The 23,838-nt window shown below is 69.8% G+C and carries 14 protein-coding genes; 9 read left to right on the top strand and 5 right to left on the bottom strand.

Annotated elements, in window-relative coordinates:
* Window positions 1–10: 10 nt before the first annotated feature.
* The gene (locus tag VFK57_15885; GenBank protein ID HET7697193.1) at window positions 11–718 is read right to left on the bottom strand and encodes a DUF3667 domain-containing protein; all 708 of its coding nucleotides are present in this window, start codon (window positions 716–718) and stop codon (window positions 11–13) included.
* Between the two features lie 197 nt (window positions 719–915).
* Here VFK57_15885 and VFK57_15880 point away from each other — a divergent pair, with 197 nt between their 5' ends.
* The 3 genes from VFK57_15880 (at window position 916) to VFK57_15870 (ending at window position 6,465) form a co-directional block, all read left to right on the top strand.
* Complete coding sequence (locus VFK57_15880) at window positions 916–4,173, top strand: prolyl oligopeptidase family serine peptidase (GenBank protein HET7697192.1); 3,258 nt, start codon at window positions 916–918, stop codon at window positions 4,171–4,173.
* Complete coding sequence (locus tag VFK57_15875) at window positions 4,173–5,591, top strand: M20/M25/M40 family metallo-hydrolase (GenBank protein ID HET7697191.1); 1,419 nt, start codon at window positions 4,173–4,175, stop codon at window positions 5,589–5,591. Before VFK57_15880 ends, VFK57_15875 begins: the two co-directional genes overlap by 1 nt.
* A gap of 205 nt (window positions 5,592–5,796) precedes the next feature.
* Window positions 5,797–6,465, top strand: a complete 669-nt coding sequence (locus VFK57_15870; GenBank protein HET7697190.1) for a hypothetical protein — start codon at window positions 5,797–5,799, stop codon at window positions 6,463–6,465.
* Here the strand turns inward: VFK57_15870 and pssA are convergent.
* A complete protein-coding gene (gene pssA, locus VFK57_15865; protein ID HET7697189.1) occupies window positions 6,434–7,072 on the bottom strand; it encodes a CDP-diacylglycerol--serine O-phosphatidyltransferase in 639 nt (212 codons plus the stop codon). The two genes, VFK57_15870 and pssA, sit on opposite strands and share 32 nt — an antisense overlap.
* Before the next feature lies 1 nt (window position 7,073).
* Window positions 7,074–9,260 (bottom strand): TonB-dependent receptor, encoded by a 2,187-nt coding sequence (locus VFK57_15860; protein HET7697188.1) that lies wholly within the window; start codon window positions 9,258–9,260, stop codon window positions 7,074–7,076.
* Window positions 9,261–9,310: 50 nt separating this feature from the next.
* On the opposite strand from VFK57_15860, the gene VFK57_15855 reads away from it, so the two are divergent.
* A complete protein-coding gene (locus VFK57_15855) occupies window positions 9,311–12,166 on the top strand; it encodes a multicopper oxidase domain-containing protein (GenBank protein HET7697187.1) in 2,856 nt (951 codons plus the stop codon).
* Between the two features lie 33 nt (window positions 12,167–12,199).
* Here VFK57_15855 and VFK57_15850 read toward each other — a convergent pair whose 3' ends face one another.
* Together VFK57_15850 and VFK57_15845 are read right to left on the bottom strand one after the other, a co-directional pair.
* Window positions 12,200–14,875 carry a serine/threonine-protein kinase gene (locus VFK57_15850; GenBank protein ID HET7697186.1) on the bottom strand — a complete coding sequence of 892 codons (2,676 nt, stop codon included), beginning with the start codon at window positions 14,873–14,875 and terminating at the stop codon, window positions 12,200–12,202.
* A gap of 9 nt (window positions 14,876–14,884) precedes the next feature.
* Window positions 14,885–15,751 (bottom strand): phosphodiester glycosidase family protein, encoded by an 867-nt coding sequence (locus VFK57_15845; protein ID HET7697185.1) that lies wholly within the window; start codon window positions 15,749–15,751, stop codon window positions 14,885–14,887.
* Between the two features lie 32 nt (window positions 15,752–15,783).
* Here VFK57_15845 and VFK57_15840 point away from each other — a divergent pair, with 32 nt between their 5' ends.
* From VFK57_15840 to VFK57_15820, 5 genes are all read left to right on the top strand, one after another.
* Window positions 15,784–17,679: a sodium:solute symporter family protein gene (locus VFK57_15840; GenBank protein HET7697184.1), complete on the top strand. Its 1,896-nt coding sequence runs from the start codon at window positions 15,784–15,786 to the stop codon at window positions 17,677–17,679.
* Window positions 17,680–17,729: 50 nt separating this feature from the next.
* Complete coding sequence (locus tag VFK57_15835; GenBank protein HET7697183.1) at window positions 17,730–20,498, top strand: VWA domain-containing protein; 2,769 nt, start codon at window positions 17,730–17,732, stop codon at window positions 20,496–20,498.
* A gap of 86 nt (window positions 20,499–20,584) precedes the next feature.
* On the top strand, window positions 20,585–20,917 hold the full coding sequence (locus VFK57_15830) for a helix-turn-helix transcriptional regulator (protein ID HET7697182.1): 333 nt from the start codon (window positions 20,585–20,587) through the stop codon (window positions 20,915–20,917).
* Window positions 20,914–21,345 carry a hypothetical protein gene (locus VFK57_15825; GenBank protein ID HET7697181.1) on the top strand — a complete coding sequence of 144 codons (432 nt, stop codon included), beginning with the start codon at window positions 20,914–20,916 and terminating at the stop codon, window positions 21,343–21,345. Before VFK57_15830 ends, VFK57_15825 begins: the two co-directional genes overlap by 4 nt.
* A complete protein-coding gene (locus VFK57_15820; GenBank protein HET7697180.1) occupies window positions 21,338–23,812 on the top strand; it encodes an ADOP family duplicated permease in 2,475 nt (824 codons plus the stop codon). The genes VFK57_15825 and VFK57_15820 overlap by 8 nt, the downstream gene beginning before the upstream one ends.
* Window positions 23,813–23,838: the final 26 nt, after the last annotated feature.

Here is a 23,838-nt window from a genome sequence, read left to right as displayed (position 1 = left end):
CCGGCGGGACTCAGGCCGTGTACAACGTGAGAAGCATCAGTCCGAAGCGGTAGGCGAGCACGATGGCGGCGGCACCCGCGGTGAGTCCGATCGCCGTCACGAGGCGTGTGTACCCTTGCGAGCGGTAAACGGTTCCGATCGCCACGAACAGATACGCGCCGCAGGCAATCAGCAGCGACACCGACAGGACGGCGTCGACGGCCGGCGACGTGGATCGCGCGTAGCCGAAGGGCAGGCCGCCGGCCGGGAGCGCGACGCCGGCGCACATGATCAGCAGCAGGAACGCGTAAAGGTGCAGCGAGAACGCCGCGTGCACCGCGAACGGCCGGCGGCTGCGGCGGAACACCACCGCGACGAGCAGCGTGAACACGGCCGCCATGCCGAGCACCAGCGAACGCGCGTGCAGCGCCACCGCGCCGTCGAAGCGCGGCGCGTAGACCTCCAGAGAGAGGTCCAGGGCGGCGAGCCGGCGGGCCACGAGCGGCTGGGCGAGGCCGCTCCACGGCTGCGAGTGCAGGTGCGAATCCAGCGTGGTGGAGAACACCAGGCCGCCGGTGAGCGACTCGGTCGCGAAGAACAGCACGTTCGCGACGAGGAACAGCGCGATCGGCCCGATGTACGGCTTGCGCCGCCCCTCGAAGAACGACACCGTCAGCGCGCCGGGACGCAGCAGGAGACAGCGCAGGCTGTTCAGCAGCCGTCCGTCGATGTCCGTCATGGCGGCGAAGGCTTCCGAGGCGAGACCGTGGAGCGTCAGTTCGCGCGGCGACAGCGGCCTCTCGCCGCACTCCGGGCAGAACGGAGTCGCGACCATCCTCCGGCAGGTGGGACAGGTCCATGAACTGGTCTGCGGTACGGCTGTCATCCCCGCGCCGGCATTGTGTAATATCCGTGCACCCGTTAACAGGAGTTTCCGTGAAACACCACCCCCCGATCGCCCGCCGCCGCGGCACGCACGCCACGCTCGCCTTCGCACTCGCCGCATCCCTTGCCGCCTACGCCCTGCCGTCGGCGCAGGCGCCGGCCAGGAAGGTGCTGAGCGTCGCCGACTACCCGAAGTGGCGCACCATCAGCGGCCAGGAGATCTCCGGCGACGGCAACTGGGTCAGCTACGGCCAGGCGCTGACCAACACCGTTGCCGCCGAATCCCGTCCCGCGCTCCACATCGTCCGCGTCGAGACGAACCAGCACACCGAAGTGCCGAACGGGAGCGGAGGCGTGTTCTCGCCGGACTCGAAATGGATCGCGTATCAGGTCGATCCGACGGGCGGACGCGGCGGCCGCGGCCGCGGCGCGAACGCGCCGGCCACCGAGCCGTCTCCAGGCGGCGACACCGCGGTGCCGCCGGGAGCGCCGGGTGTGGCTCCGCCGGCGAATCCGGCGCAGGGCCCCACGCCTCCCGGCCAGAATCCGCCGACGTCGCCGGCACAGCCGCCCGCCACACCGGCGCAGCCGCCGGCGACGTCTCCGGCCACTCCACCGGCGCAACCGCAGCCGCAGACACCGTCCCAGCCAGCGCCGGGTGCGCAGCCGGCGGCACAGGGCCGCGGCGCGACGCCGCCCGCGCAGCCGACGCGCGTGGAGCTGCGAAACCTCGCGACCGGAGCGATCAAGTCGTGGCAGGACATTCAGGGCTTTGCGTTCTCGCCCGCCGCGACGCATCTCATTCTGAAGCGCAAGCCGGCGACGGCGGCAAACGGCGCGGCGGGACGCGGTGCGGGCGGCGGGGACACCCCGGCGCCCGGCGGCGGCGAAGGGACCGGCCGCGGCGGCGGCGCGCCGGCAGCGACCGGCCCGCGCGGGACGGACGTCATCCTGCACAACCTCGTGACCGGCCGCGACCAGCTGTTGGGCAGCGTCGGCGACATCGCGTTCAACAAGGCCGGCGATCTGCTCGCCTACACGGTCGACGCCAGCGTCAAGGACGGAAACGGCCTCTTCGTCGTCGAGCTGAAGACCAACCGGATGGTCACGCTCGACAACGACGCGCGGGTCTACAACCGGCTGGCGTGGAGCGACGACGGGACGGCGCTGGCGGTGCTGAAGGGCACGGACGTGGAGAAGATGCGCGAGCGCGCCAACGTGATCCTGGCGTTCGCGAACGTTCCGGCCGCGCTGTCGGATCCCGAGGCCGCGCCGGCCGTGCTCGACGCCGGGAAGGCGGCCGGCTTTCCCAAAGACTGGGTGATCAGCGATCGCGCCGCGCTCGACTGGAGCGACGACAGGAAGCGGGTGTTCTTCGGCGCCAAGCCGCAGGTGCCCGCACCCGACACCGCACCGCGGCGCGGCACCGACGAGCTCGCGAACGTCGACGTGTGGAACACCGCCGACGAGCGGGTCCAGTCGCTGCAGATGATCCGCGCCGAACAGGATCGCAACTTCACCTTCCGTCAGGCTTTCGACGTCGCCTCGGGGAAGTTCGTCAAGCTTGCCGACGACACGATGCGCGAGCTCGATGTGGCGCCGGACGGCCGGTGGGCGGTCGGCCGCGACACCCGCGGCTTCATCCACGACTACAAGCGCCCGGCTGCCGACATCTATCGCGTCAACACCACGACCGGCGAGCGCACGCTGATGTTGAAGGCGCAGATCACCAGCACGTCGACCGGCAGCCACACGTTCGGCATCGCGCCCGATGGCCGCCATTTCCTGTACTGGAAGGACAACCGCTTCCACGTCTACGACCTCGACGCCACGGCGGCGCGGCCGCTCGGCAACGGCACGGTGAGCTTCGTCGATCTCGAGTTCGATCATCCGGGCCCGAAGCCGGCCTACGGCGTCACCGGCTACACCGCGGACAAGAAGTCGGTGATCGTGCAGCAGCGCTACGATCTGTGGGAGGTGCCGCTCGACGGCTCGGTTCCGAAGAACCTGACCGGCGGCGCGGGAGCGAAGGGAGAGATCCGTTTCCGCTACGTGCGCGCCGAGCCGCTCGAGCCGAATCTCGGCAACATCGGCGGTGCCGCTCCGGCCGGGCCGAGCTTCGGCCCCGGCGTGCGCGGCGGCGGCGCGGCGGCGCGCGCGACGATCGACGTGTCGAAGCCGATCCTGCTCTCCGCCTACGGCGAATACACCAAGAAGGCCGGGTTCTACGAGCTGGCCAACGGGCAGCTGAAGGAGCTGGTCTACGACGACGCGGCGTTCAGCAACCCGGTCAAGGCGATGAAGGCGGACCGATACCTGTTCACCAGGCAGACGTTCGTCCAGTATCCGGACCTGCGCGTCTCCGGACCCTCGCTGAAGGACGCGACGCAGATCAGCGACGCCAACCCGCAGCAGCAGGAGTATGCGTGGGGACGCCGCGTCCTGTTCGACTTCAAGAACAAGGATGGCGTGCGGCTGCAGGGCATCCTGGCGCTGCCCGACGACTACAAGCCGGGCGAGAAGCGGCCGATGATCGTGACCTTCTACGAGAAGAACTCGCAGAACCTGCATCGCTACAACGCGCCGTCGTACCTGACCGGCATGGGTTCGTCGCCGATGGAGGCCACTAGCCGCGGCTACATCACGATGCTGCCCGACATCCAGTTCCGCACCGGCGCGTCGCACAGCGACATGCTCGAGTGCGTCGAGGCGGCGACGCGAAAGGTGATCGAGATGGGCTATGCCGATCCGAAGCGGATCGGCGTGACCGGGCACAGCTACGGCGGCGAAGGGGCGGCGTTCATCGGCGTGCGCTCGAAGCTGTTCGCCGCCGTCGGCATGGGCGCCGGCGTCACCGATCTCTTCTTCGACTTCAACCAGAACTGGGGCTGGTCCTACACCGTGACCGGCGGCAGCGGCGCCAACGCCTTCGACTACTACTTGTACAGCCAGGGGCGCGAGGGGGTCTCGCCGTGGGACAAGCCCGAGATGTACATGTTCGAGTCGGCGCTGACGCACGCGCCGCAGGCGGTCGCGCCGTTCCTCATCATGCACGGCGCGGCGGATCCGACGGTGCCCTTCACCAACGGCCTGGCGATGTACAACGCGCTCCGCTACAACAACAAGAAGGCGGTGCTGCTCGCGTATCCGGGCGAGGGGCACGGGCTGCGCGGCGTCGCCAACCGCAAGGACCTGACCGTCCGCTTCTTCGAGTTCTTCGATCACTACCTCAAAGGAGCGCCGGCGCCGAAGTGGCTGAGCGAAGGCGTGAAGTTCCTCGACAAGGACAAGCCGCAGGACGCGAAATGATGGGACGCCGCACCGGGCTGGCCGCCGCGCTCGGGCTCGCCGGGATCCTCGCGTCGGCGCACGCGCAGACCACCGCGCCGGACTGGAAGGCGGTGGAAGAGGAGACCCTGCGTCACTATCAGGCGCTGCTGCGCCTGGACACGAGCAACCCGCCGGGCAACGAGGACCTCGCCGCGCAGTACTTGAAGGGCGTGTTCGACAAGGCGGGGATCCCGGCGCGCATCGTCGCGAAGGACCCGGCGCGCTCGAACGTCATCGCGCGCCTGAAGGGCAGCGGGCGCAAGCGGCCGCTCCTGATCATGGGCCACACCGACGTGGTGACGGTCGATCCGAAGAAGTGGACGTATCCGCCGTTCAGCGCGACGCGCGAGGGTGGCTACATCTACGGCCGCGGCGCCGTCGACGACAAGGACAACCTCGCCGCCGCGTTGATGACCATGCTGCTCCTCAAGCAGCACAACGTGCCGCTGGATCGCGACGTCGTCTTCCTCGCCGAGGCCGGCGAAGAGGGCAGCACCGGCGTCGGCATCGACTTCGTCGTCCGCGAATACTTCGCCGAGGTCGACGCCGAGTTCTGCCTCGCCGAGGGGGGCGGCGTCACGCGCAAGGGCGGCCAGGTGGCGTTCGCGACCGTGCAGACGCTCGAGAAGGTGCCGCGCCGGATCGAGCTCGTCGCCGGCGGCGTCGCCGGGCACGGTTCGGTTCCGCTGAAGACCAATCCCGTCGTGCACCTCGCCGGCGCCGTGGCGCGGATCGGCGAATGGCGTCCGCCGATCCGCTTGAACGAAACGACCGCCGCGTACTTCAAGCGGCTCGCGCAGATCTCACCGCCGGAAACCGCCAGGTACTATCGCGACGTGCTGTCGAGCGATCCGGCCGTGCAGAAGGCCGCAGACGACTGGCTGTTCGAGCACGAGCCGCGGCACTCGTCGATGCTGCGCACCTCGGCGTCGCCGAACATCATCACCGGCGGCTACCGCTTCAACGTCATCCCGTCGCAGGCGACCGCGACGATCGACGTGCGCCTGCTGCCAGACGAGGACCAGGCCGCGTTCCTGGAGCAGGTGAAGAAGATCGTCAACGATCCCGCCGTGGAGGTCAGGTACCCGGTCGCGGCGACGCGGCCGGGCGGAATGGAAGCGCGGCTGGACTCGGAAGCGTTCAAGGCGATCGAAGCGGCGATGACGCGCGTCTACGACACCGTCACCGTGCCGACGATGAGCACCGGCGCGACCGACATGGCACAGCTGCGCGGCAAGGGGATCCAGTGCTTCGGCATCGGCCCGGCGACCGACTTCGAGGACGGGCCGAAGGGCTTCGGCGCGCACAGCGATCAAGAGCGCCTGCTGGAGACCGAGCTGCACCGCTTCGTGCGGTTCAACTGGGACGTGGTGACGAGCCTGGCGCGCGCCAGGTAGCCGTGGATCGTACGGCTCGCTGCCAGGTGGGACGTGTGCACACCGGCGTTCATCTTCTGTTGACGTGCCCCGGGCCACCGGGAGAATTCCGCCTCGCGTGGGGAATTTCCGGTTCAGTGCCGCCGGGCACGGGCGCGGAACAGCCGCGCGCGCCGCTGCGAAGCGTCGGCAAGACTTATGCTGCCCAGACGACGGGTGACGGCCGATGTGGACGATTCGCGCGCGCAAGCGTCCCGCGCTTCTCCGAGCGGCACTCGTCGCCGCTCTCCTCGCCGCCGCCGGCTGCGGGTCGCGTCACCCGTATCCGAAGATCTGGCCCGCGCTCGAGAGACTTTCGACGTGCGACCAGCTCGCCGGGACCTACCGGGACGAGGGAACCTCGGATTCATCCGGGTTTGCTTCGCTCAGTATGCTGCTCGTCGAGCCGGATGGCGCAATCCGCCGGCGGCCGCCGGAGACCGTCACCCTCTCGCTGTCGCCCGGGCGGGAATTGCGCGCCAGCCTCAATGGCAGCGAGGGCGCATTTGCGACGCTGACGTTTCCGCCGCAGCACTTCACGTGTGAGAAGGGGCGGCTCGTGCTGCGCGCGGGGGCTCGCTGGTTCGGGAACGGCCCGACATACGGCTTGTTCGCGATCGGCAAGGAGTCGGCAGCCATCGAGCTGTACCGTGCGGCCGATTCCCTGATCGTCAAGAAACGCGTCCGCACCGTCAGCGTCGTCGTCGTGATTCCATGGACCGGCAAGTCGGAGGAGTGGCATCGTTTCCAGCGCGTCTCCCCTGCCGATCCGGTGCGACCGGAGGATCGCGCGCGCGCGTCGATCCCATCGGCTGCCGGAGGGTCTACGGCTTCGGGATCCGCAGCGTCGCGCTGATCATCGCGCTGCCGCTCGCCGCATAAACCAGCGCCAGCGGATGCAGCAGCGCCGGTCCGACCTGCCATGCCCCGAGCCAGAGCCGGTCGTCGATCCGGCCCAGGTAGAACGCGGCGGCGAGCAGCGCGACGATGAGGATGCTGGTCGGGATGGGCGTCCCCTCGAAGTACTTCACCTTGCCCGTGGTCGCATCGGCGAGCGACACCGCGGTGACATTGAACCGCGCCAGGCGGCTCACGCCGCAGACGACGAAGTAGGTGAGGATCAGCATGTCCCACCCGCCGCGCAGCCCCAGCGTGAAGCCGAGCACCGCCGGCGCGACGCCGAACGAGATGACGTCGGCCAGTGAATCGAGATCCGCGCCGAGCACCGACTGGCGTCCTTTGTTCAGCCGCGCGACGTAGCCGTCGAGCACGTCACAGGCGAGGGCAAGCGGGAGCAGTACGAACGCCGTCCATAGAAAGCGGCGGCTGTCCGTCGCCAGGTAGTCGAGGCAGAGAAAGATTGCGATCGTTCCGCAGGCAGCGTTGCCGATGGTCAGCGCGTCGGCGGCGGTGTACGACCGCAGCATCGACATGTGTCGGCGGGGCGGCGTGTCAATGGGCATGTCAGAACGCCACGATCATCGTCACCGACCCATGCCGGCCGGGCGCCCATACCCAGCGGGGGCCCGCGCTCGACTGATAGCTCTCGTTCAAGGCGTTGCGCACGGTGCCGAGAAACTCGAGGTGCCGTGTCACCCGCCGGCTGATGCCGGCCTCGAGCCAAGTGTAGCGCCGAGTCGGCACTTCGCTTGGTCCGGCTGCGCGGTGCGCCCCCACAGCCTTGACACGGGCGAACCACGACGTGCGCGCGCCGGCGGCGTGCCGGATCGCCAGTGACGCCGCAGCCGGCGCGACGTCGTCGAGCGGTGTGCCGTCCATGCCGTCGCGACCTCGGGAGGTCTCTGCCGTCACAGACACCCCAAACCCGTGGCGCAACGCCGCCTGCGCTTCGATCTCCGCGCCCCGGACGTCCGCGAGGCCGCGATTCCTGAAGAGGAACACGGTCGGCGTGGCGGCGTAGCGCTCCACCAGGTCGGTGATCCGGTAATGGTAGCCGGCTGCGGAAAGCCGGAGAGGCCCGGCCACGTACAGCGCCGACACGTCGAACTGCAGGCTGGTCTCTGGTTTCAGGCCGGGATTCCCTTCGATGAAGCCGCGCCCCACCGGGCCGCGATAGAACCGGTCCGACAGGAGCGGGTCACGGAATCCGCGGGCCACCTGGGCGGTCATCGTCAGTCGATGGGTGAGCGACAACGTCGCGCCGGCGAGTCCGGCGAGCGCCGCGTTCGATATCGATCGATCGCCGAAGAATCCGCCGTCGTTCGTATTGCGAACCGCGTCGACGCGCAGCCCGCCTGACACGCGGAGCCGGGGCGCGACCCGCGCGTCCGTCTCAGCGAACACGCCCACGCCCGTCCGCCGCGCCGATTTGATCGAGATGGCCGTGGTCTCGGATACGGCCTCGCCGGTGGCGTTGTGGGTCCGCGTCGTGTCCAGCGCCTCGAGGCCGTACCGTCCCTGCAGATCCGCGCCGACGTGCACGCGCGCACCGCGCACCAGCCGCTCGGCAGTGAGTCGCAGCTGCACCTCCCGCGACGAAACGTCCGCCCGTTCGACGGTTCTCGGCCGTCCGGCGGCGGGCAGCCGATCCTGCTCCGTCTGTTGCCGCACGGCCGCGGCCAGTGCGTGGAAACGGATGTTCCGAAATCCGCGGAGCGTCGGACGTTCGTATCCCGCCGACAACCGGTGAGAATCTTCCAGCGGACTGGTCACGAGGACGCTGTCGCTGTCGCTGCGCGGACGGCCGAGCGCGCGACCCAGATCGCTCTGCCACCCGATGAACCAGACGGCACGCCCGGTTGCCTGCTCCCAGCGTACCCGCCCGCCGCGATCGCGCCAGCGCGAGTTGGGGACGGCGCCGGCCGGCGATTCGTAGTCGTCGAACTGACGCGCGCGCCCGGCGACGAGCACGGCTCCGGATCCGTACCCGGCCGAGACCTCCAGGTCACCGCGCTGTTCGGGCACGCCTGCGCCTGCCGTTCCGGCGAACCGCACGCGCACGCCCTTGGCGTAATTGGCGCGCCGCGTGTGTACGGCGATGACACCGCCGAAGGCGTCCGACCCGTAGGCGACGGAGCCTGGACCGCGGGCCACTTCAATCGTGCCCGCGGTGGCCGGATCGAAGAACGACGCGTTGGCGCCTGCCCGGCGCTCCGTCGCGGCCCGGCTGCCGTCCACCAGGATCAACGTGCGCCCGCGCGCCAGCCCTCGAATGGCGGGCACGGCGGCCTGTCCCTCCGACAGAGCACCAACGCCAGGGACTTCACTCAGGGCCTCGGGCAGCGTGGCCGGATGACGGATCTCGAGATCCCGGCTCGTGATCAGCGTCCTGGATGCCGCCGGCGAGGCGTCGATCGTCGGGGCGGTTCCGATGACGGTGACCGATTCGGTGAATGCCGCGTCGATGGTCAGCGTGAGCTCTCGGGCGGGATCGAGAATCGTGAGCCGGATCGGCCGGGCGACACGGCCATCCGGCAGCACGACGCCGATGACGATCGGCAGCGGCGGAGCGGCCGGCCATTGAAATCGCCCGGCGTCGCCGGTCGTCACCGACCCGCGCTCTCCGACGATCGTGATCCGAGCGCCGACGATCGCGGCTCCGGTTCGTGCGTCGGCGAGACGGCCTTGGATTGGCGGCCCTGGGCGGGCGGCAAGCGCGACAAGAACGAGCAGGACCGAAATCGCGGGCATCGGCCGCTTAGCATATCTGCTACAGTTCACCGCATCCGGAGGAACAATTCATGGCCAGCGGTTCGAACCGCGAGTACCGTCTGAAGCGGCGGGAGCTGCTTCAATTCGGAATCGGCGGCTTTTCGGCTCTCGGCGCATCGGCGTTGCGTGCGGCGGCGACAGACGGACAGACGCCGGGATCCGGACAAGGCGCACAGCCGCCGCAGCCGCCGCCGACCGACGCCGTCGTCGACGTCACCACGGTGCCGGTCGAGGACTGGACGGAGCCGTGGATCTGGCGCCCGTCCGAGTGGCCCGGCCGGTCGCTGGCGTTGAACATCGTGGGCAACTCGCATCCACCGCGGGCGACCTCCCCGGGGAACCGCTTTACGCCTCTCTACAGCTTCAACGGCTCGAGCCCCGGTCCGACGATTCGCATGCGAGGGGACGAAGTCCTTCGCGTGACGCTCAGGAATCACCTCGGCCCGAACCTGAGCCGCGTGCCGAAGGGACCCGCCCCCGATCCGTTCGAAGTGCATCCCGAAGCGCTCGCGGCCGCCTTCTGCCGGATGCAGAAGGCGGCGGGCCGATCGTGCGACGCGCCGCCGAACGCGCGAACCGTCTTCGGGCACTTTCACGAGTTCTTCGAGGGCAGCCCGATCGAGCTGGTAGACACGAGCTGCGTATCGGGGCACGTGAACGTTCCTCACGGGTCGCACACGACCAACCTGCACACGCACGGCCTGCACGTCGAGCCCGGCGTCAATCCGAACGGCACGTTCGGGGACAACACCTACCTGCGCGTGCTGCCACGCGCGGACAGCGAGACGCGCAAGACCTCGTCGCAGCCGGGATGCCGCGGACTGGCGCCGCACGAGCGCGTCGCCGAGGCGGAGTACGAGCACCGGCTGGGCAACGTCCAGCGGAACCGCCGCAAGGCTGGTGCGCCGCCGCAGCCCCATCCGCCCGGCACGCATTGGTATCACCCGCACGCCCACGGCTCCACGCAGGATCAGGTCGCGAGCGGTCTCGCGGGCTTTCTGATCGTCGAAGGAGATGTCGACGACGCCATCAACCGCGCGATGACCGGCACGGAACGTCCGGACCCCTGCGTCAAGACGGGGCCGTACGACTATCGCGAGCGTCTGATGCTCATCCAGCGCGTCGAGGTCTTCTCGGTCGACGCCGACGCCGGTCCTCGACGCGGCCAGGCGCGCATCGCGCCGCCGACGGCGATCAACGGCGGCTTCTCACCGACGACGATGTTCATGCGGCCGGGCGCTGTCGAGCGCTGGCGCGTCCTCAACGGCAGCGTCGACGGCCGCGGATTCAAATCCTTCATGGTGCTCGAAGGGCAGTTCGTGTTCTCCGACCGGCAGCTGTGGCGGGTGCTGCCCGGCGAGAAGGATGGCGCGCCCCGGCGCTTCGAGCCGGCTACGCGGCAGGACGTGGCGGACGCGACACGGCAGCTGTTTCAGCTGTCGCTCGACGGGATCACGCTCGTCGAGGTGGAGAACGGGCGGGCGCGGCACACGATTCGCGACTTGTCACGGCAGAATGCCGGAACGCACAACCCCCTCGATCGCCAGCCCACGCCCGGCGAGGATCGCACCCGCGCCATGCTGAAGAACGTGGAGGACTGCTATCGCGACGGCGACAGCCTGCGCAACCTGTTCGTCCGGCCGAATCAGGTGTTTCTGACGAACGCAAACCGGACGGACGTCTTCTTCAAAGCGCCGCTCGATGCCGCCGGGAAGATCTACACGGTGTTCGCGCAGGAGTTTCCGCTCCCGACGGACAACTTCCAGCAGAGACTCCAGGTGGGCATCGCGACCGGCCGTTCGGGATTCAGTCCCGGCAACCCCTCTCCGGCCGACGTCGTCGTCGGCTACGTCAAGGTGACGGGCGACGCCGTCGCCGGCGGGGAGTTCGACGTGATGAGCCTGCGCGACAAACTGCCGCCGGTACCGACGTGGCTTCAGCCGATCGAAGATGCCGAACTGCGTGTTCCCGCGGCGGAAGCGGCTCGCCGCGGCGTGGCGGCGGGCAGCTTCCGGACGCGCGTGATCAGCTATTCCGGGTATGGCCCCACGGATTTTCCGCTGATCGAGGTGCCGGAGGCGTTTACTCGTGCGCACCCCGAGCTCAAGGGACGCCTGTGGGACGAGATCGGCGGAGCCAGGGTGCTGCTCGCTCCCTTCTCCCGCACGATGGCGGTGAACGGCGAGTTCGATCTTGCGGCACATCCGGCGCCGCCGCCGCCGCAGAAAATGGGGCACCACGACTCCGGCCATCCGAGGGCGCTCGTCGAGACGAGCGAGGAGTGGGTGGTGTACAACTGTTCGGTCGCACTCTGGAGTCATACCGACAAGGCGAAGTTCAAGCAGCCCGGTCAGTACGGCCTTCACTACCGCGCCTATCCGATCGGCCGCGCCGACGGACAGCGGCGCTTTGCCGCCGATCCGGAATTCCAGATCACGACCAAAGGCGCCGATCATCCGTTCCACATCCACGTCAACCCATGCTGGGTGACGCGCATCGACGTGCCCGATGAGCACGGACGCTTCCACAACATTCTCGGCGCCCCGCAGTGGATGGACACCGTGTCGATCCCTCGAGGCGGGCGCGTCGTGTTCCGCTCGCGGTTTGCCGATTACACGGGCATGTGGGTGAACCACTGCCACATCCTGATGCACGAGGATCACGGGATGATGCAGGCGGTGGCGGCCGTGGCGAGCGCCAAAGAGGCGAACTATCGCCCGCGGACGCGCGTGGCCTCTCACGCGATGTCCAGCGAGGACGTGAACGCAATCTATCCCCCGCCGTCGCTCGAGTTGATGTACGCGCAGAGCATGTCGTTCGTCGACACGAGTCCCGAGCTGGGCCACGCGTTCCCGGGATTTCCGCTGGAGGTGCCTGCGCTGTAGAAGGCAGTCGGGCGTCGTGTGCCCATCTGCCCGTCAACGCGGGATGAAGCGGCCGGGCTGGACGCGATACCGCTCGACCGCATCCGCCTTGCCCAGCCGGCCGTACAAGTCCATCAGCGCGCGCTTGCTCTCGTCGATGTTCGGATGAGGGGCGCCGCGATAGGCCGCCTCGAGCAACGACACGGACTGCAGGAGCTGCTGCTCCGCGCGCACGTAGTCTCCGCGGCGGATCAGCATCAACCCGTAGTCGCGGCGCATCTGGCCGGCGACGACGCCCTGCGGCGTCTGTTCGAGCGCCGACGCAAAGATCCGATCCGCTTCGTCGTAGCGTTGCCGGCGATCGAGGATGCTGGCGAGCAGCGGGAGGCGGTTCGTGGCTATTGCCTGATGACGCGGACCCACCGTACGGACCGTGAGGTCGAGCGCCTGCCTCGCGAGCGTTTCCGCTTCGGCAAGGCGCCCCTGCCGGGCCAGCTCGCCCGCCAGCCGGTGCAGCTGATCGGCGACGCGAGGGTGCTCGGGACCCGTCGCCGACTGACTGATGTTCAGCGCTCGCCGATAGAGCACCTCCGCCTCGTCGCTGCCGCGCTGCCCCAGGAGTTCGCCGAGACTGTTCAGACCGTGAATGAGCCGGATGCTGTTGCCGCCGAACTGCCTCGTGATCAGCTCGAGGCCGCGGCGATAGAGCCGCTCCGCCGCCGCGACGTTCTCTTCGACCTCCCATACATGATCGGCCAGGTGAATCATCGCGGCGCCGGTCAGATGATGCTCGGGTCCGAATGAACGCTCGGCGGCGTGCAGTCCCTCGCGACCGGCGGCGACCGCGTCGGCGGGGCGGCCCTGCCGCCGGAGGTTCGTCGCCAGGCCCTGAAGCAGCGTGACGCGCCGCTCCGCGTTGCCCGGCGTTTCCGCCAGGATGGCGAGCGCCTGCCGGTAGAGACGCTCCTGGTCGGCGCCGGACGTCAGCCAGCCGGATTCGTAGAGCCCATCAGCGATGTCCGGGTGGCTGGCCGGGAGCATTCGCCGCCGGATGTCGAGCGCTTCGGCTACCAGCTTCTGCGCGGCCGCGTACTCATTGCGTGTGCGGTGCACCCACGACAGATGAATCAGGCTGCTCGCCAGGTCGAGCGACGTGCCTCCGAGCGCCGCCCGGCGGATCGCGACCGCCTGTTCCAGCCGGCGCTGTGCTTCGTCGAGACGGCCGAGATGCAGCGCCATCTGACCGACGACGTCGAGCAGACGGGCGTAGACGACGGGCTGGTCGGCGAGCTCCTCGGCGCGCGCCGCGCCGCGCTGCAGCAGGTCGAGGGCGGAGAGATGCGCCGGCGGCGCGTCGCCGGGCGATCCGGTGCGAAAGAGCTCCAGCAGGAAATTCGTCACCTCGTCGGATTCGACGAGCGCCTGCTCGGCCCGATCGCGCTCGCGGGTGGCGCGGCGTCCCTGGGTAACCGCCAGGCTCAATCCCGTGAGCAGCGCCACCGCCACGATCGTCAGCGCGGCGGCTTCGACGCGATGGCGGCGCAGGAACATGTGCGCCCGGTAGCGGCGGCTGCCGCGGTGCGCCAGCACCGGCTGTCCGGCGAGGAAGCGTTCGATGTCCTGGCGCAGCATGTCGGCGGAGGCATAGCGGCGTCCCGGCTCCTTGCGCATCGCCATCAGGACGATGCCGTCGAGGTCACCGGCGAGCAGGTGCGCGAGACGATCCGGGGACGTGGCGCGCCGCTGCGCCGCAGTCTCCGCCGCCAGCTCGCCGTCGCCGCGGGGCGCGGCCGCCGCGCGGGTGCTCGGCCGCTCGGGATCCTGCTCGCACACGGCAGCGGCGATCTGCACCGGCGAAGCCGTGGTCAGGCGATACGGCCGGTATCCCGAGAGGAGTTCGTAGAGCAGCACGCCGAGGGAGTAGATGTCGCTCGCGGTGGTGAGAGATTCGGCGCGTACCTGTTCCGGACTCGCGTATTCCGGCGTCATCATCCGCGACTCGAGCCGGGTCTGCGGCGCGGCCGCCGCGCTGAGCGCGGGGTCGATCAGTTTGGCGATGCCGAAATCGAGGAGATGCACGCGTCCATCCGTCGAGACGAGGATGTTGCTCGGCTTCAGATCGCGATGGATGACGAGATTCTGGTGCGCGTGCTGCACCGCGGCGCAGACGTCGGCGAACAGGCGCAGCCGGGCGCGCACGTCCAGCCGCTGGTCGTCGCAGTACGTCGTGATCGGCACGCCGTCGACGTACTCCATGACCAGATACGGGCGGCCGTCCTCGGTGAGACCGCCGTCGAGCAGCCGCGCGATGTTGGGGTGAATCAGCCCGGCGAGGATCTGCCGTTCGGTCCGGAACCGCTGATGCCGGGGATCGTCGGCGTCGCTGGTGTCGATCAGCTTGATCGCGACGCGGTGCTGGAACTCGCCGTCGGCGCGCTCCGCCAGATAGACCACGCCCATCCCGCCGCGACCGAGTTCGCCGACCACGCGGTAGGCGCCGATGCGATCCGGCGTCGCCTCGGCGAGCATGCGCGCCACCGAGACGAAGTGCGGCCCGGCCGCGTCCATCACGCCGGGCCGGGCGTCCGCGTTCAGCAGCGCACGCGCCTGCGCCGCCAGCTCGGGATCCGCACGCGCGTGCTCCTCCAGCAGGCGCTCGCGCTCGTGCCCATCGACCGCGACGGCGGCGGCAAACACCTGCCGCAGCTTCTGCCAGCGTTCCTGGTCCATGCGCGGCGCCTACCGCCTCGTCCTCACCACGATCGCGTCGCTCACCGGGCGCGGGCCGGTGGCGTCGGAGGGATTGTTGACGATGACGCCGCGCACCACCATCGTCGTCGAGCCGCCGCCGTCGAGATTCAGCGCCGACCGCAATCCGAGGCGTCTGGCCAGACCGCGCAGCTCGGTGAACGACATGCCGAGGCTGAGCCACGGCTGGCGGCCGTCCACGGTCACGAGCCAGATCGACGTGCCGTCCTCGCCGATCATCGTGCGGGGATGGCGCGTGGTGTCGAACCCCGCGGCAATCCGTTCCTCCGTCCACTCGTCGAACTCGCGCCCGTTCAGCATCAGAAGTCCGGCCCCGCCGACGGCGTCCTTCGCCGTCTGCCAGTCCCTCACCGCCGAGCCGAGCGACGGCGCGTAGCTGCCGCGGCCGCGGTCGGCGCTCACCCGATCGAAGAGCAGCAGCGTCCGTCCCTGGCGGTCGAGGAAGGCGACGGCGCCGCGGGCGCGCGCGTTCCCGCCAAGCAGGCGTCCGCGGACCTTCAGCAGTCCCGCCGGCGCCCCCGTGTCGACGGCGAAGAAGCCGGCGTTGACGGCGGCGATCCCCTTCTTTCGCGCCGCCATGTCGGCGACGGTCTCGCGGGCCGGCAGGCGGTCGTTCGCGATGGCGATCTCGAGCGAGACCCTGCGCGGATCGAGCCTCAGCGCCTGCACCGCCACCGGACCCGCCGGGCTCAGCAGCGACGGATCGTGGAGCCGATGCAGCTCCACACCGTCGGCGATCCGCTGGACGTTGGGCGGCGGCGCCGCGGGCTGCGGCGGATTCCGGCCCGCCGGCAGGGTCCAGACGAGCAGCAGCAGCCAGGCGGCGGCACCACGCATGCGCCCCATTTTGTGGCATAAGGGACCTGCACATGAAACTCGTCACCGTCGACTGGCTGATCGTGCTCGCCACGATCCTGATCTGCTTCGTGCCGGCGCTGTTCTTCGGCAAGCGCGCCGGCCGGAACACCTCGGAGTTCTTCGCCTCCGGCCGCTCCGTCCCGTGGTGGCTCGCCGGGCTGTCGATGGTGGCGACGACGTTCAGCAGCGACACGCCGAACTGGGTGACGCAGCAGGTGCGGCAGTACGGCGTCGCCGGCAACTGGCAGTGGTGGGCGATGGTGCTGACCGGCGTCGCGACCGTGTTCTTCTTTGCGCGGCTGTGGCGCCGGTCGGGCGTGATGACGGATCTCGAGTTCTACGAGCTGCGCTACTCGGGGCGCGCGGCGTCGCTCGTCCGCGGCTTCCGCGCGGTGTACCTCGGGCTGTTCTTCAACTGCTTCATCATGGGCATGGTCACGCTGGCGGCGTGCAAGATCGCCAACATCCTGTTCGGCCTGCCGCCGTGGCAGACGATCGTCATCTGCGGCGTGCTCAACGTCGTGTTCGCGGCGCATTCCGGGCTGTGGGGCGTGCTGGTCATCGACATGGTGCAGTTCTTCATCAAGATGACGGCGGTGATCGCCGCCGCCTACTTCTCGCTGAAGCAGGTGGCGCGTCAGACCGGCGTGGGCGAGAGCGCCGCCGCCGGGCTGCGGCAGCTGGTCGAGATCCTCGGCGGGCAGCAGGTCAACTTCGCGGCGGGCTCGCAGCCGGTGCTGACGCCGATCGACGGCCGCGGCCAGCCGCTGCTCGACATGATGCCGAACTTCGCGATGACCGACCTGGCGCTGATGATCTTCATCGTGCCGATCGCGATCGGCTGGTGGGCGAACTGGTATCCGGGGGCGGAGCCGGGCGGGGGCAGCTACATCGCCCAGCGCATGCTGGCCTCGAAATCGGAAAAGGACTCGCTCGGCGGGACGCTGTTCTTCAACCTCGCGCACTACGTGCTGCGCCCGTGGCCGTGGATCGTCACCGCGCTCTGCTCGATCGTCGTGTTCCCGGAGCTGAAAGACATCCAGGCGGCGTTTCCCGGCGCCGATCCGCGCCTGATCGGACACGACAGCGCGTTTCCCGCGATGCTCAAGTTCCTGCCGGTCGGGTTCGCCGGCCTGATGATGGGCGGGCTCATCGCGGCGAACTCCTCGACGATCCTCACGCACTTGAACTGGGGCGCCTCGTACCTGGTCCACGACTTCTACCGCCGCTTCATCCGGCCCGACGCGGACGAACGGCATTACGTCGGGGTCGGCCGCATCTGCACGGTGCTGCTCTACGTGGTGGCGGCGCTGCTCAGCACGATGCTGGAGTCGGCGCAGGACGCGTTCGAGATCCTGATTTCGATCGGCGCCGGGACCGGGCTGCTCTATCTGCTGCGCTGGTTCTGGTGGCGGATCAACGCCTGGACGGAAGTGGTCGCGATGGTCAGCTCGTTCGCGGTGTCGGTGTTCTTCTTCGCGATGCGCAAGTCGGGGCAGGGTTTTCCGTTCGCGTATACCGTGCTCTTCTCGGTGGCCTTCACGACCATCTGCTGGCTGATCGCCGCCTACGTCACCGCGCCGACGAGCCGCGAGCGCCTGATCGAGTTCTACCGCAAGGTGCATCCCGCCGGTCCGGGGTGGCGCGTCATCCGCGAGGCCGCGGGCGTCAGCGAGGCGGAGGCGGCGCGGCATGGCGACCACATCGGCAAGGCGACGCTCGGGTGGATTTCCGGCTGCCTGACGATCTGGATGTCGCTCTTCGCCATCGGCAACTTCCTCTACGGGCGCACGTCGCTCGCCCTGATCCAGACCGCCATCTTCCTGGTCAGCGGCCTGACGCTGCTCTACGTGGTGAACACGTTGTGGGATCGCTCGCCGCAGGACACGCGCAGCGCGCGAGTGTGACGCGCCCTTTCGCCGGCGTGGGCGCCTGAATCCGCAGTAGACTCAGGCGCATGAAAGTCCTGGCGGTGGCAGTGTCGCTCGCGATGCTTGCGGCCCGGCAGGAGCCGCAGCCGCGGCGCCCGACTTTCAAGTCCACCGTCGACCTGGTGCCGGTGGACGTCAGCGTGGTCGACAAGAACGGCCGGCCCGTGTCCGACCTCACCCCGCAGGAGTTCACCCTGTCGGTCGACGGCAAACCGCGGCGGATCGCGTCCGCGGAGTTCATCTCGATCGCCGGCACCGCCGCCGCCGCGCCGGCGAGGGCCGCCGAATACAGCACGAACGCCGGGGCTGCGGGCGGGCGGCTGATCATGCTCGTGATCGACGCCGAGAACATCGGCATCGGCCGCGGCAAGACGGTGTTCGAGGCGGCGCGCCGGTTCGTCGGCACCCTGAACCCGGCCGACCGCGTCGCGCTCGTCGTGCTGCCGAACGTCGGCCCTCAGACCGAGTTCACGACCAATCACGCGCTGGTGCAGTCGCTGCTCGCGAAGGTCGTCGGCCGCGCCACCGAGGAGTTCGGACCGCGGCGGATCGGGCTTTCCGACGCGCTGGCGCTGCAGGGGAACGATCGCACCGCGATCCGCGACATCGTCGCGCGCGAATGCGGCGCCGATCCCGGACCGACGCTCGTCGAGAGCTGCCTGCAGCGGATGCAGGGCGAAGGCGGGCAGCTGCTGATGTCGGTGCGGGAGCGCTCGCGCAACGCGCTGGTCGCGCTGCGCGGGCTGTTCGACCGCATGGACACCGGCAACACCCCCAAGACCATCGTGCTGCTCTCGGAAGGGATGCTGCTCGATCGCGACCTGGCCGACATCTCGTGGATCGGCACGCGCGCGTCGGCCGCGCACATCATTCTCTACGTGCTCCAGATGGACAGCTCGGAGTCGGACGCGTCGTCGCAGCGGCTCTCCTCGTCGCAGACGGCGGACAAGACCATCCTGAAGCACGGCCTCGACCAGCTGGCGTTCAACGCCCGCGGCGAGGTGTTCAGGATCTTCGGCGACGCGGACTTCGCGTTCCAGCGTCTCGGACGCGAGCTCTCCGGCTACTACCTCCTCAGCTTCGAACCGGAGAGCGGCGACCGCGACGGCACGCCGCACCGGATCAAGATCGACGTGCGCCGGCCGCAGGTGGAGCTGCGCGCCCGGCGCGAGTTCACCGTCGGTCCGCCGGTCGCGCTCACCACCGACGAATTGGTGCGCCAGGCGCTGCGCTCGCCGATCCTCGCCGCCGACATTCCGCTCAAGCTCACGACCTACACGTTCCAGGACCCGGCGTCGTCGCGGTTGAAGATCCTGCTCGCCGTCGAGATCGATCGCTCGATGAACCCGCGGGAGAACGTGAGCCTCGGATACGTCATGCTCGACGACATGGGGCAGCCGGGCGCCGGCCGTCTGCAGCGGACGGTTCCCAACCCGGTCGACGCGGTGCGGCGGGTGCAGCAGTGGGTTGGCGCCGCGGTGGCGCCGCCGGGGAACTACACCGTCAAGGTCGCGGTGGTGGACGACAGCGGCCGTCGTGGCAGCGTCGAGCGCACGATCACCGCTCGATTGAGCGCCTTCGGCCAGCTGCACGCGACCGACCTGCTGCTTGCCGACAACATGACGCAGAACGCGGGGGATGCGCCTCCGCCGGTCGCCGCGGATCTCACTGGAGACGAGCTCCATACCTACTTCGAGCTGCTCTCCGAGGCACCCGAGCAGCTCACGAACGCCAGCGTCGTCCTCGAAGTGGCGAAGACCGAGACCGGCCAGGCGATCGAGAGCGCGCCCGCGCGGCTGCAGGCGGCGGAAATGGCGGGCGGGCGCCGGCGTACGGCGGAGGCGGGCGTGCCGATCGGCCTGCTCCCTCCGGGCGAGTACGTGGTCCGCGCGGTCATTTCCGTCAGCGGCCGCAAGGTCGGACAAGTCGTCCGCCCGTTCCGCGTGAGCCGTGCCGGGCCGCTCGTCGCGGCGCGCGGCGCGGCCGCGTCACCCCTCGAGCCCGCGCCGCCGATCGCCTTCGCCTCGCGCATCGACGTGTTCGACAAGTCGGCGGTGCTGACGCCGCAGGTGCTCAGCTTCTTTCTCGATCGATTCAGCGCCGGTGCGGCGGCGGACGCGGTTCCGCTTCGACCCGCGATTGAGCACGCTCGCGCCGGCAGGCTGGACGAGGCGCTGCAGGGGTTGAAGGGCGCGGCCGACGATCGACTCGCGGCAGTGTTCCTGAGAGGCCTCGCCGCACTCTCGAGCGGCGATCTGAAGAATGCCGAAGCGCGGTTCAGCGCCGCGCTGAAGATGGATTCGGAGTTCCTGCCGGCGGCGTTCTATCTCGGCGCGTGCCATGCCGCCGCGGGACGCGATCGAGACGCGGCCGCAGCGTGGCAGACCGCGCTCATCACCGAGTCGAACGCGCCGTTCGTCTACACGCTCCTCGGCGACGCGCTGCTTCGCCTGCGCGACACCGAGCAGGCCGTCGACGTGCTGACCGCGGCGCGCACGCTGTGGCCGGCCAACGACGACGTCGGCATCAGACTGGCGACCGCGTTGGTCCGATCGGGCAGGCACGCCGAGGCAGTGAAGATCCTGCTGCCGTACCTGGACGCGCACCCCGCGGACGCCGACGGTCTGTTTCTCGCGCTGCGCTCCTTGTACGAGACGCGCGCGGCGAACGGGTCGATCGAGACCCGCGACGCCGACAAGGCGCGCTTCACGCGATACGCCGACGCCTATGCCGCAGCCGGAGGTTCCCGGCAGGCGGTGGTGAACCAGTGGCGGAAGGCATTCGGGTCGCAGTAGCGGCCGACGGCGATCCGCTGACAACCCACCGCCCCGCGCTGTCCGGTTGACAGCCGCGCCGCCATTAGTTCACAATTTGTGAATATATGCCGCGCACCCTGCTCACCGACCTCGAGCTGATGATCATGCTGGCGGTGCTGCGCGTCGGCGACGACGCCTACGGCGTGCGGATCGCCCAGGAGATCGAGGCGATAACCGGGAGGCGGGTGCTGCTCGGCGCCGCGTACGCCGCGCTGGAGCGGCTCGAGAACAACGGGCTGGTCGCCTCGAACACCGGCACCCCGACACCCGAACGGGGCGGCCGCGCCCGCCGGTTCTTCCGCGTCACCCCGCGCGGGCTGCGCTCGGTGAAGGACACGCAGAGGGCGCTGGCCGCGATGTGGCGCGGCGTCCCTCAGCTGAAGGAGAAGCTGACATGAGCACGCGGCAGCCTCCACGAGTCGCGCTCGCGCTCCTCGAGCGGCTCGTGCCCGACAGCGCTGCGCTGGCCGGCGACCTCATCGAAGAGTACGGGCGGCGCCCCTCGCGCGTCCGCGTCTGGCGCGAAGTGCTGACCGCGATTGCGGCGGCCGGGTTCGAGCGATCGGACGAGATCCGGCCGCTGCGGCTGGTCGATCTGCAGCCGAGCGACGCCATCGACCGGACACGGCGGCTGACGCTCGGCGGCGCGCCGGTCAATCTGACCGGCAGTCCGGTCGCCGGCGCGGGCGGGCTGACGCTGATCGGGCTCGTCGTGCTGATGACCTTCTTCATGCCCGCGGCGTGGTGGCTGATCGCCGCCGCCGCCGGCGCGGGACTCGTGCTCGGCGTCGTCATGATCGTGATGCGCCGGAGGCGCGTTGGGTAAGGAGCTCGGGCTCGACATCCGCGCCGCGATCCGCGCGCTGCTCGCCTCGCGCGCGATCTCAGCGGCGGCGATGCTGACGCTCGCGCTCGCCGTCGGCGCGACGACCGCCCTGTTCTCGGTCGCCAACGGTCTGATGCTCCGCCCGCTGCCGGTCGACGAACCGGAACGGCTCGCCACGATCACGTCCGACACGGCCCTTCGGTTCGGCTTCCACGGAGGCGCCGGCTGGAGCTTCGCCATGTGGGAGCGGCTGCGGGAGCGCCGCGGCGCCTTCGATGGCGCATTCGCGTGGATCCTGCAGCCCCTCGAGACGGCGCAGTCGGGCGAGTCGCAGCCGTTCGACACGCTGTTCGCCAGCGGCGACTTCTTCAATACGCTTGGCAGTCACGCCCTCCTCGGCCGCCCCTTCACCGCCGCCGACGACGTGAGAGGCGGCGGCCCCGATGGACCGGTAGCGGTTCTCAGTCATGACGCGTGGCAGCGCCGCTTCCATGGCACGCCGGGCGTGATCGGTTCGCGGCTGCTGGTTGAAGGCAGGCCGGTCACCATCGTCGGCGTCGCCCGGCGAGGATTCCGCGGGGTGGACGTCGGCCGATCGTTCGATCTCGCGATGCCGCTCGCGAACGAACCACTGATGCTCGGCGCGCGTTCGGTGGTCGACAGCCGCCGCGCGATGCTGCTGACCGTGATGGTGCGGGTGAAAGCGGCAGACGGCATCGCGGGCGCCACGGCAAAGCTGCGCGCGATGCAGAGCGACATCGTCGGCCCCGGAGTTCCGCCGTGGTTGAAGGAGCCGATGGTGCTCGCACCGGCATCGACCGGCATCACCGACCGATCGCAGCTCCGTCAGCTGTACGCGCGCCCCCTGGTCACGCTGCTGATCGTGTCGGCGCTGGTGCTGGTGATCGTGTGCGTGAACGTCGGCACGCTGTTCGTCGTACGCACCGCCGCCCGTCGCCGCGATCTCAGCATCCGGCTCGCGGTCGGGGCGCCTCCCTGGCGGCTGGCGCGCCAGCTGTTCGTGGAGGGGCTGGCGCTCGGCGGCGTCAGCGCGCTGGCCGGCACGATCTTCGCGGTGTGGGCGGGTCGAGCGCTCGTCGCCAGCCTGCCGGCCGCGACGGGGTTCGCCGTTCTCGACGTGCCGATCGATTGGCGGGTGCTGGCGTTCATCAGCGCGACCACCGTCACGGCGGTTGTCGTGTTCGCCACGACGCCCGCACTGTACGCCGCGCGCGTCCCCTCGGTGGAAGCGCTGTCGGCCGACCGAGCGGGAGGAGGAGGAGGGCGCAGCGGCTCGTTGACGGGCGCGATGATTGCGGCGCAGATCGCGCTGTCGATCGTGCTGGTCTCGGCGGCCGCAGTGTTCGGCCGCACGCTCGACAGGCTCGCGCACGTACCGCTCGGGTTCAATCCGGCCGGTGTGATCGTGATGACCGTGAACGCTTCCCGGGTGTCCGCCGACGACCCGGCGCGACTGCGAGTGTACGAACGGCTGCTCGAGGCCATCGCCGCGGCGCCTGGCGTCATCGGCGCCGCCGGATCGCCGTGGACGCCATTCGGAACTGGTGCAGGCGGCCTGCTGACCGACGCGCGCGGCAGGCGGGCTGACGCGCAGCCGCAAGTCGCGTTCAACTTCGTCACCCCCGGCTGGTTCGGCGTGTATGGCACCGCGCTGCGGGCGGGCCGCGACTTCGACGGCGGCGACAGCGCGGGAGCGCCGCGGGTCGCGATCATCAACGAAGCGCTCCGCCGCAGGCTCGGTGAGAACGTGAGCGTCGGCGCCACGATCAAGGCTGGTCCCTGCGCGGCAGCCGGCTGCACCGTCGCCGGCATCGTCCAGGATGCGGTATACGGACAGTCGCTGCGCGATCAGCCGCCGCCCACGGTGTACGTCCCGTTCGCGCAATCCACCGGCCTCGGACCGCCGGACCGTCCGTTCCGCATCGCCGTCCGCGGCGCTGCGGATGCTTCACGCGCGGTCGCGCTCCTGACCGACACCGTGCGCTCGGTCGAACCTGCCGTGACGGTGGCTTTCCGAGCTCTCGATCGTGACGTGCAGACCTCGCTGACGCGGGAACGGCTCGTCGCCACCCTCGCAGGCTTCTTCGGCGTGGTCGCACTGCTTCTGTCGGCCATCGGAGTCTTCGGCGTCGCGTCGTTCGCGGTGTCGCGCGGGCGCCGGGAGATCGCCATCCGCCTCGCGCTGGGCGGACAGCCGGCGCGCGTCCTGGCCGCGCTGCTGGCCCGGATCGGTGCATCCGTCGCAGCGGGCGCGCTGGCGGGAATCCTTGCCGCGTCGTGGCTGTCTCGCTTCATCGCGCCGCTCGTTTACGGCCTCGAGCCGCGGGACCCCGCCACGCTGTTGGCGTCAACCCTGGTGCTGGTGTTCGTCGCCGGTCTGGCGGCGCTGCTTCCGGCGTGGCGCGGCACCCGAGTCCAGCCGTCGGAACTGCTGAGGCAGCACTAGCCAGCCAGTTCGCGGAACACCGCCTG

Source organism: Vicinamibacterales bacterium, assembly GCA_035699745.1.
GTDB lineage: Bacteria > Acidobacteriota > Vicinamibacteria > Vicinamibacterales > 2-12-FULL-66-21 > JAICSD01.
The sequence above is the reverse complement of the archived record's forward strand: the minus strand, read 5'-3'. Positions and strand labels throughout refer to the sequence as shown.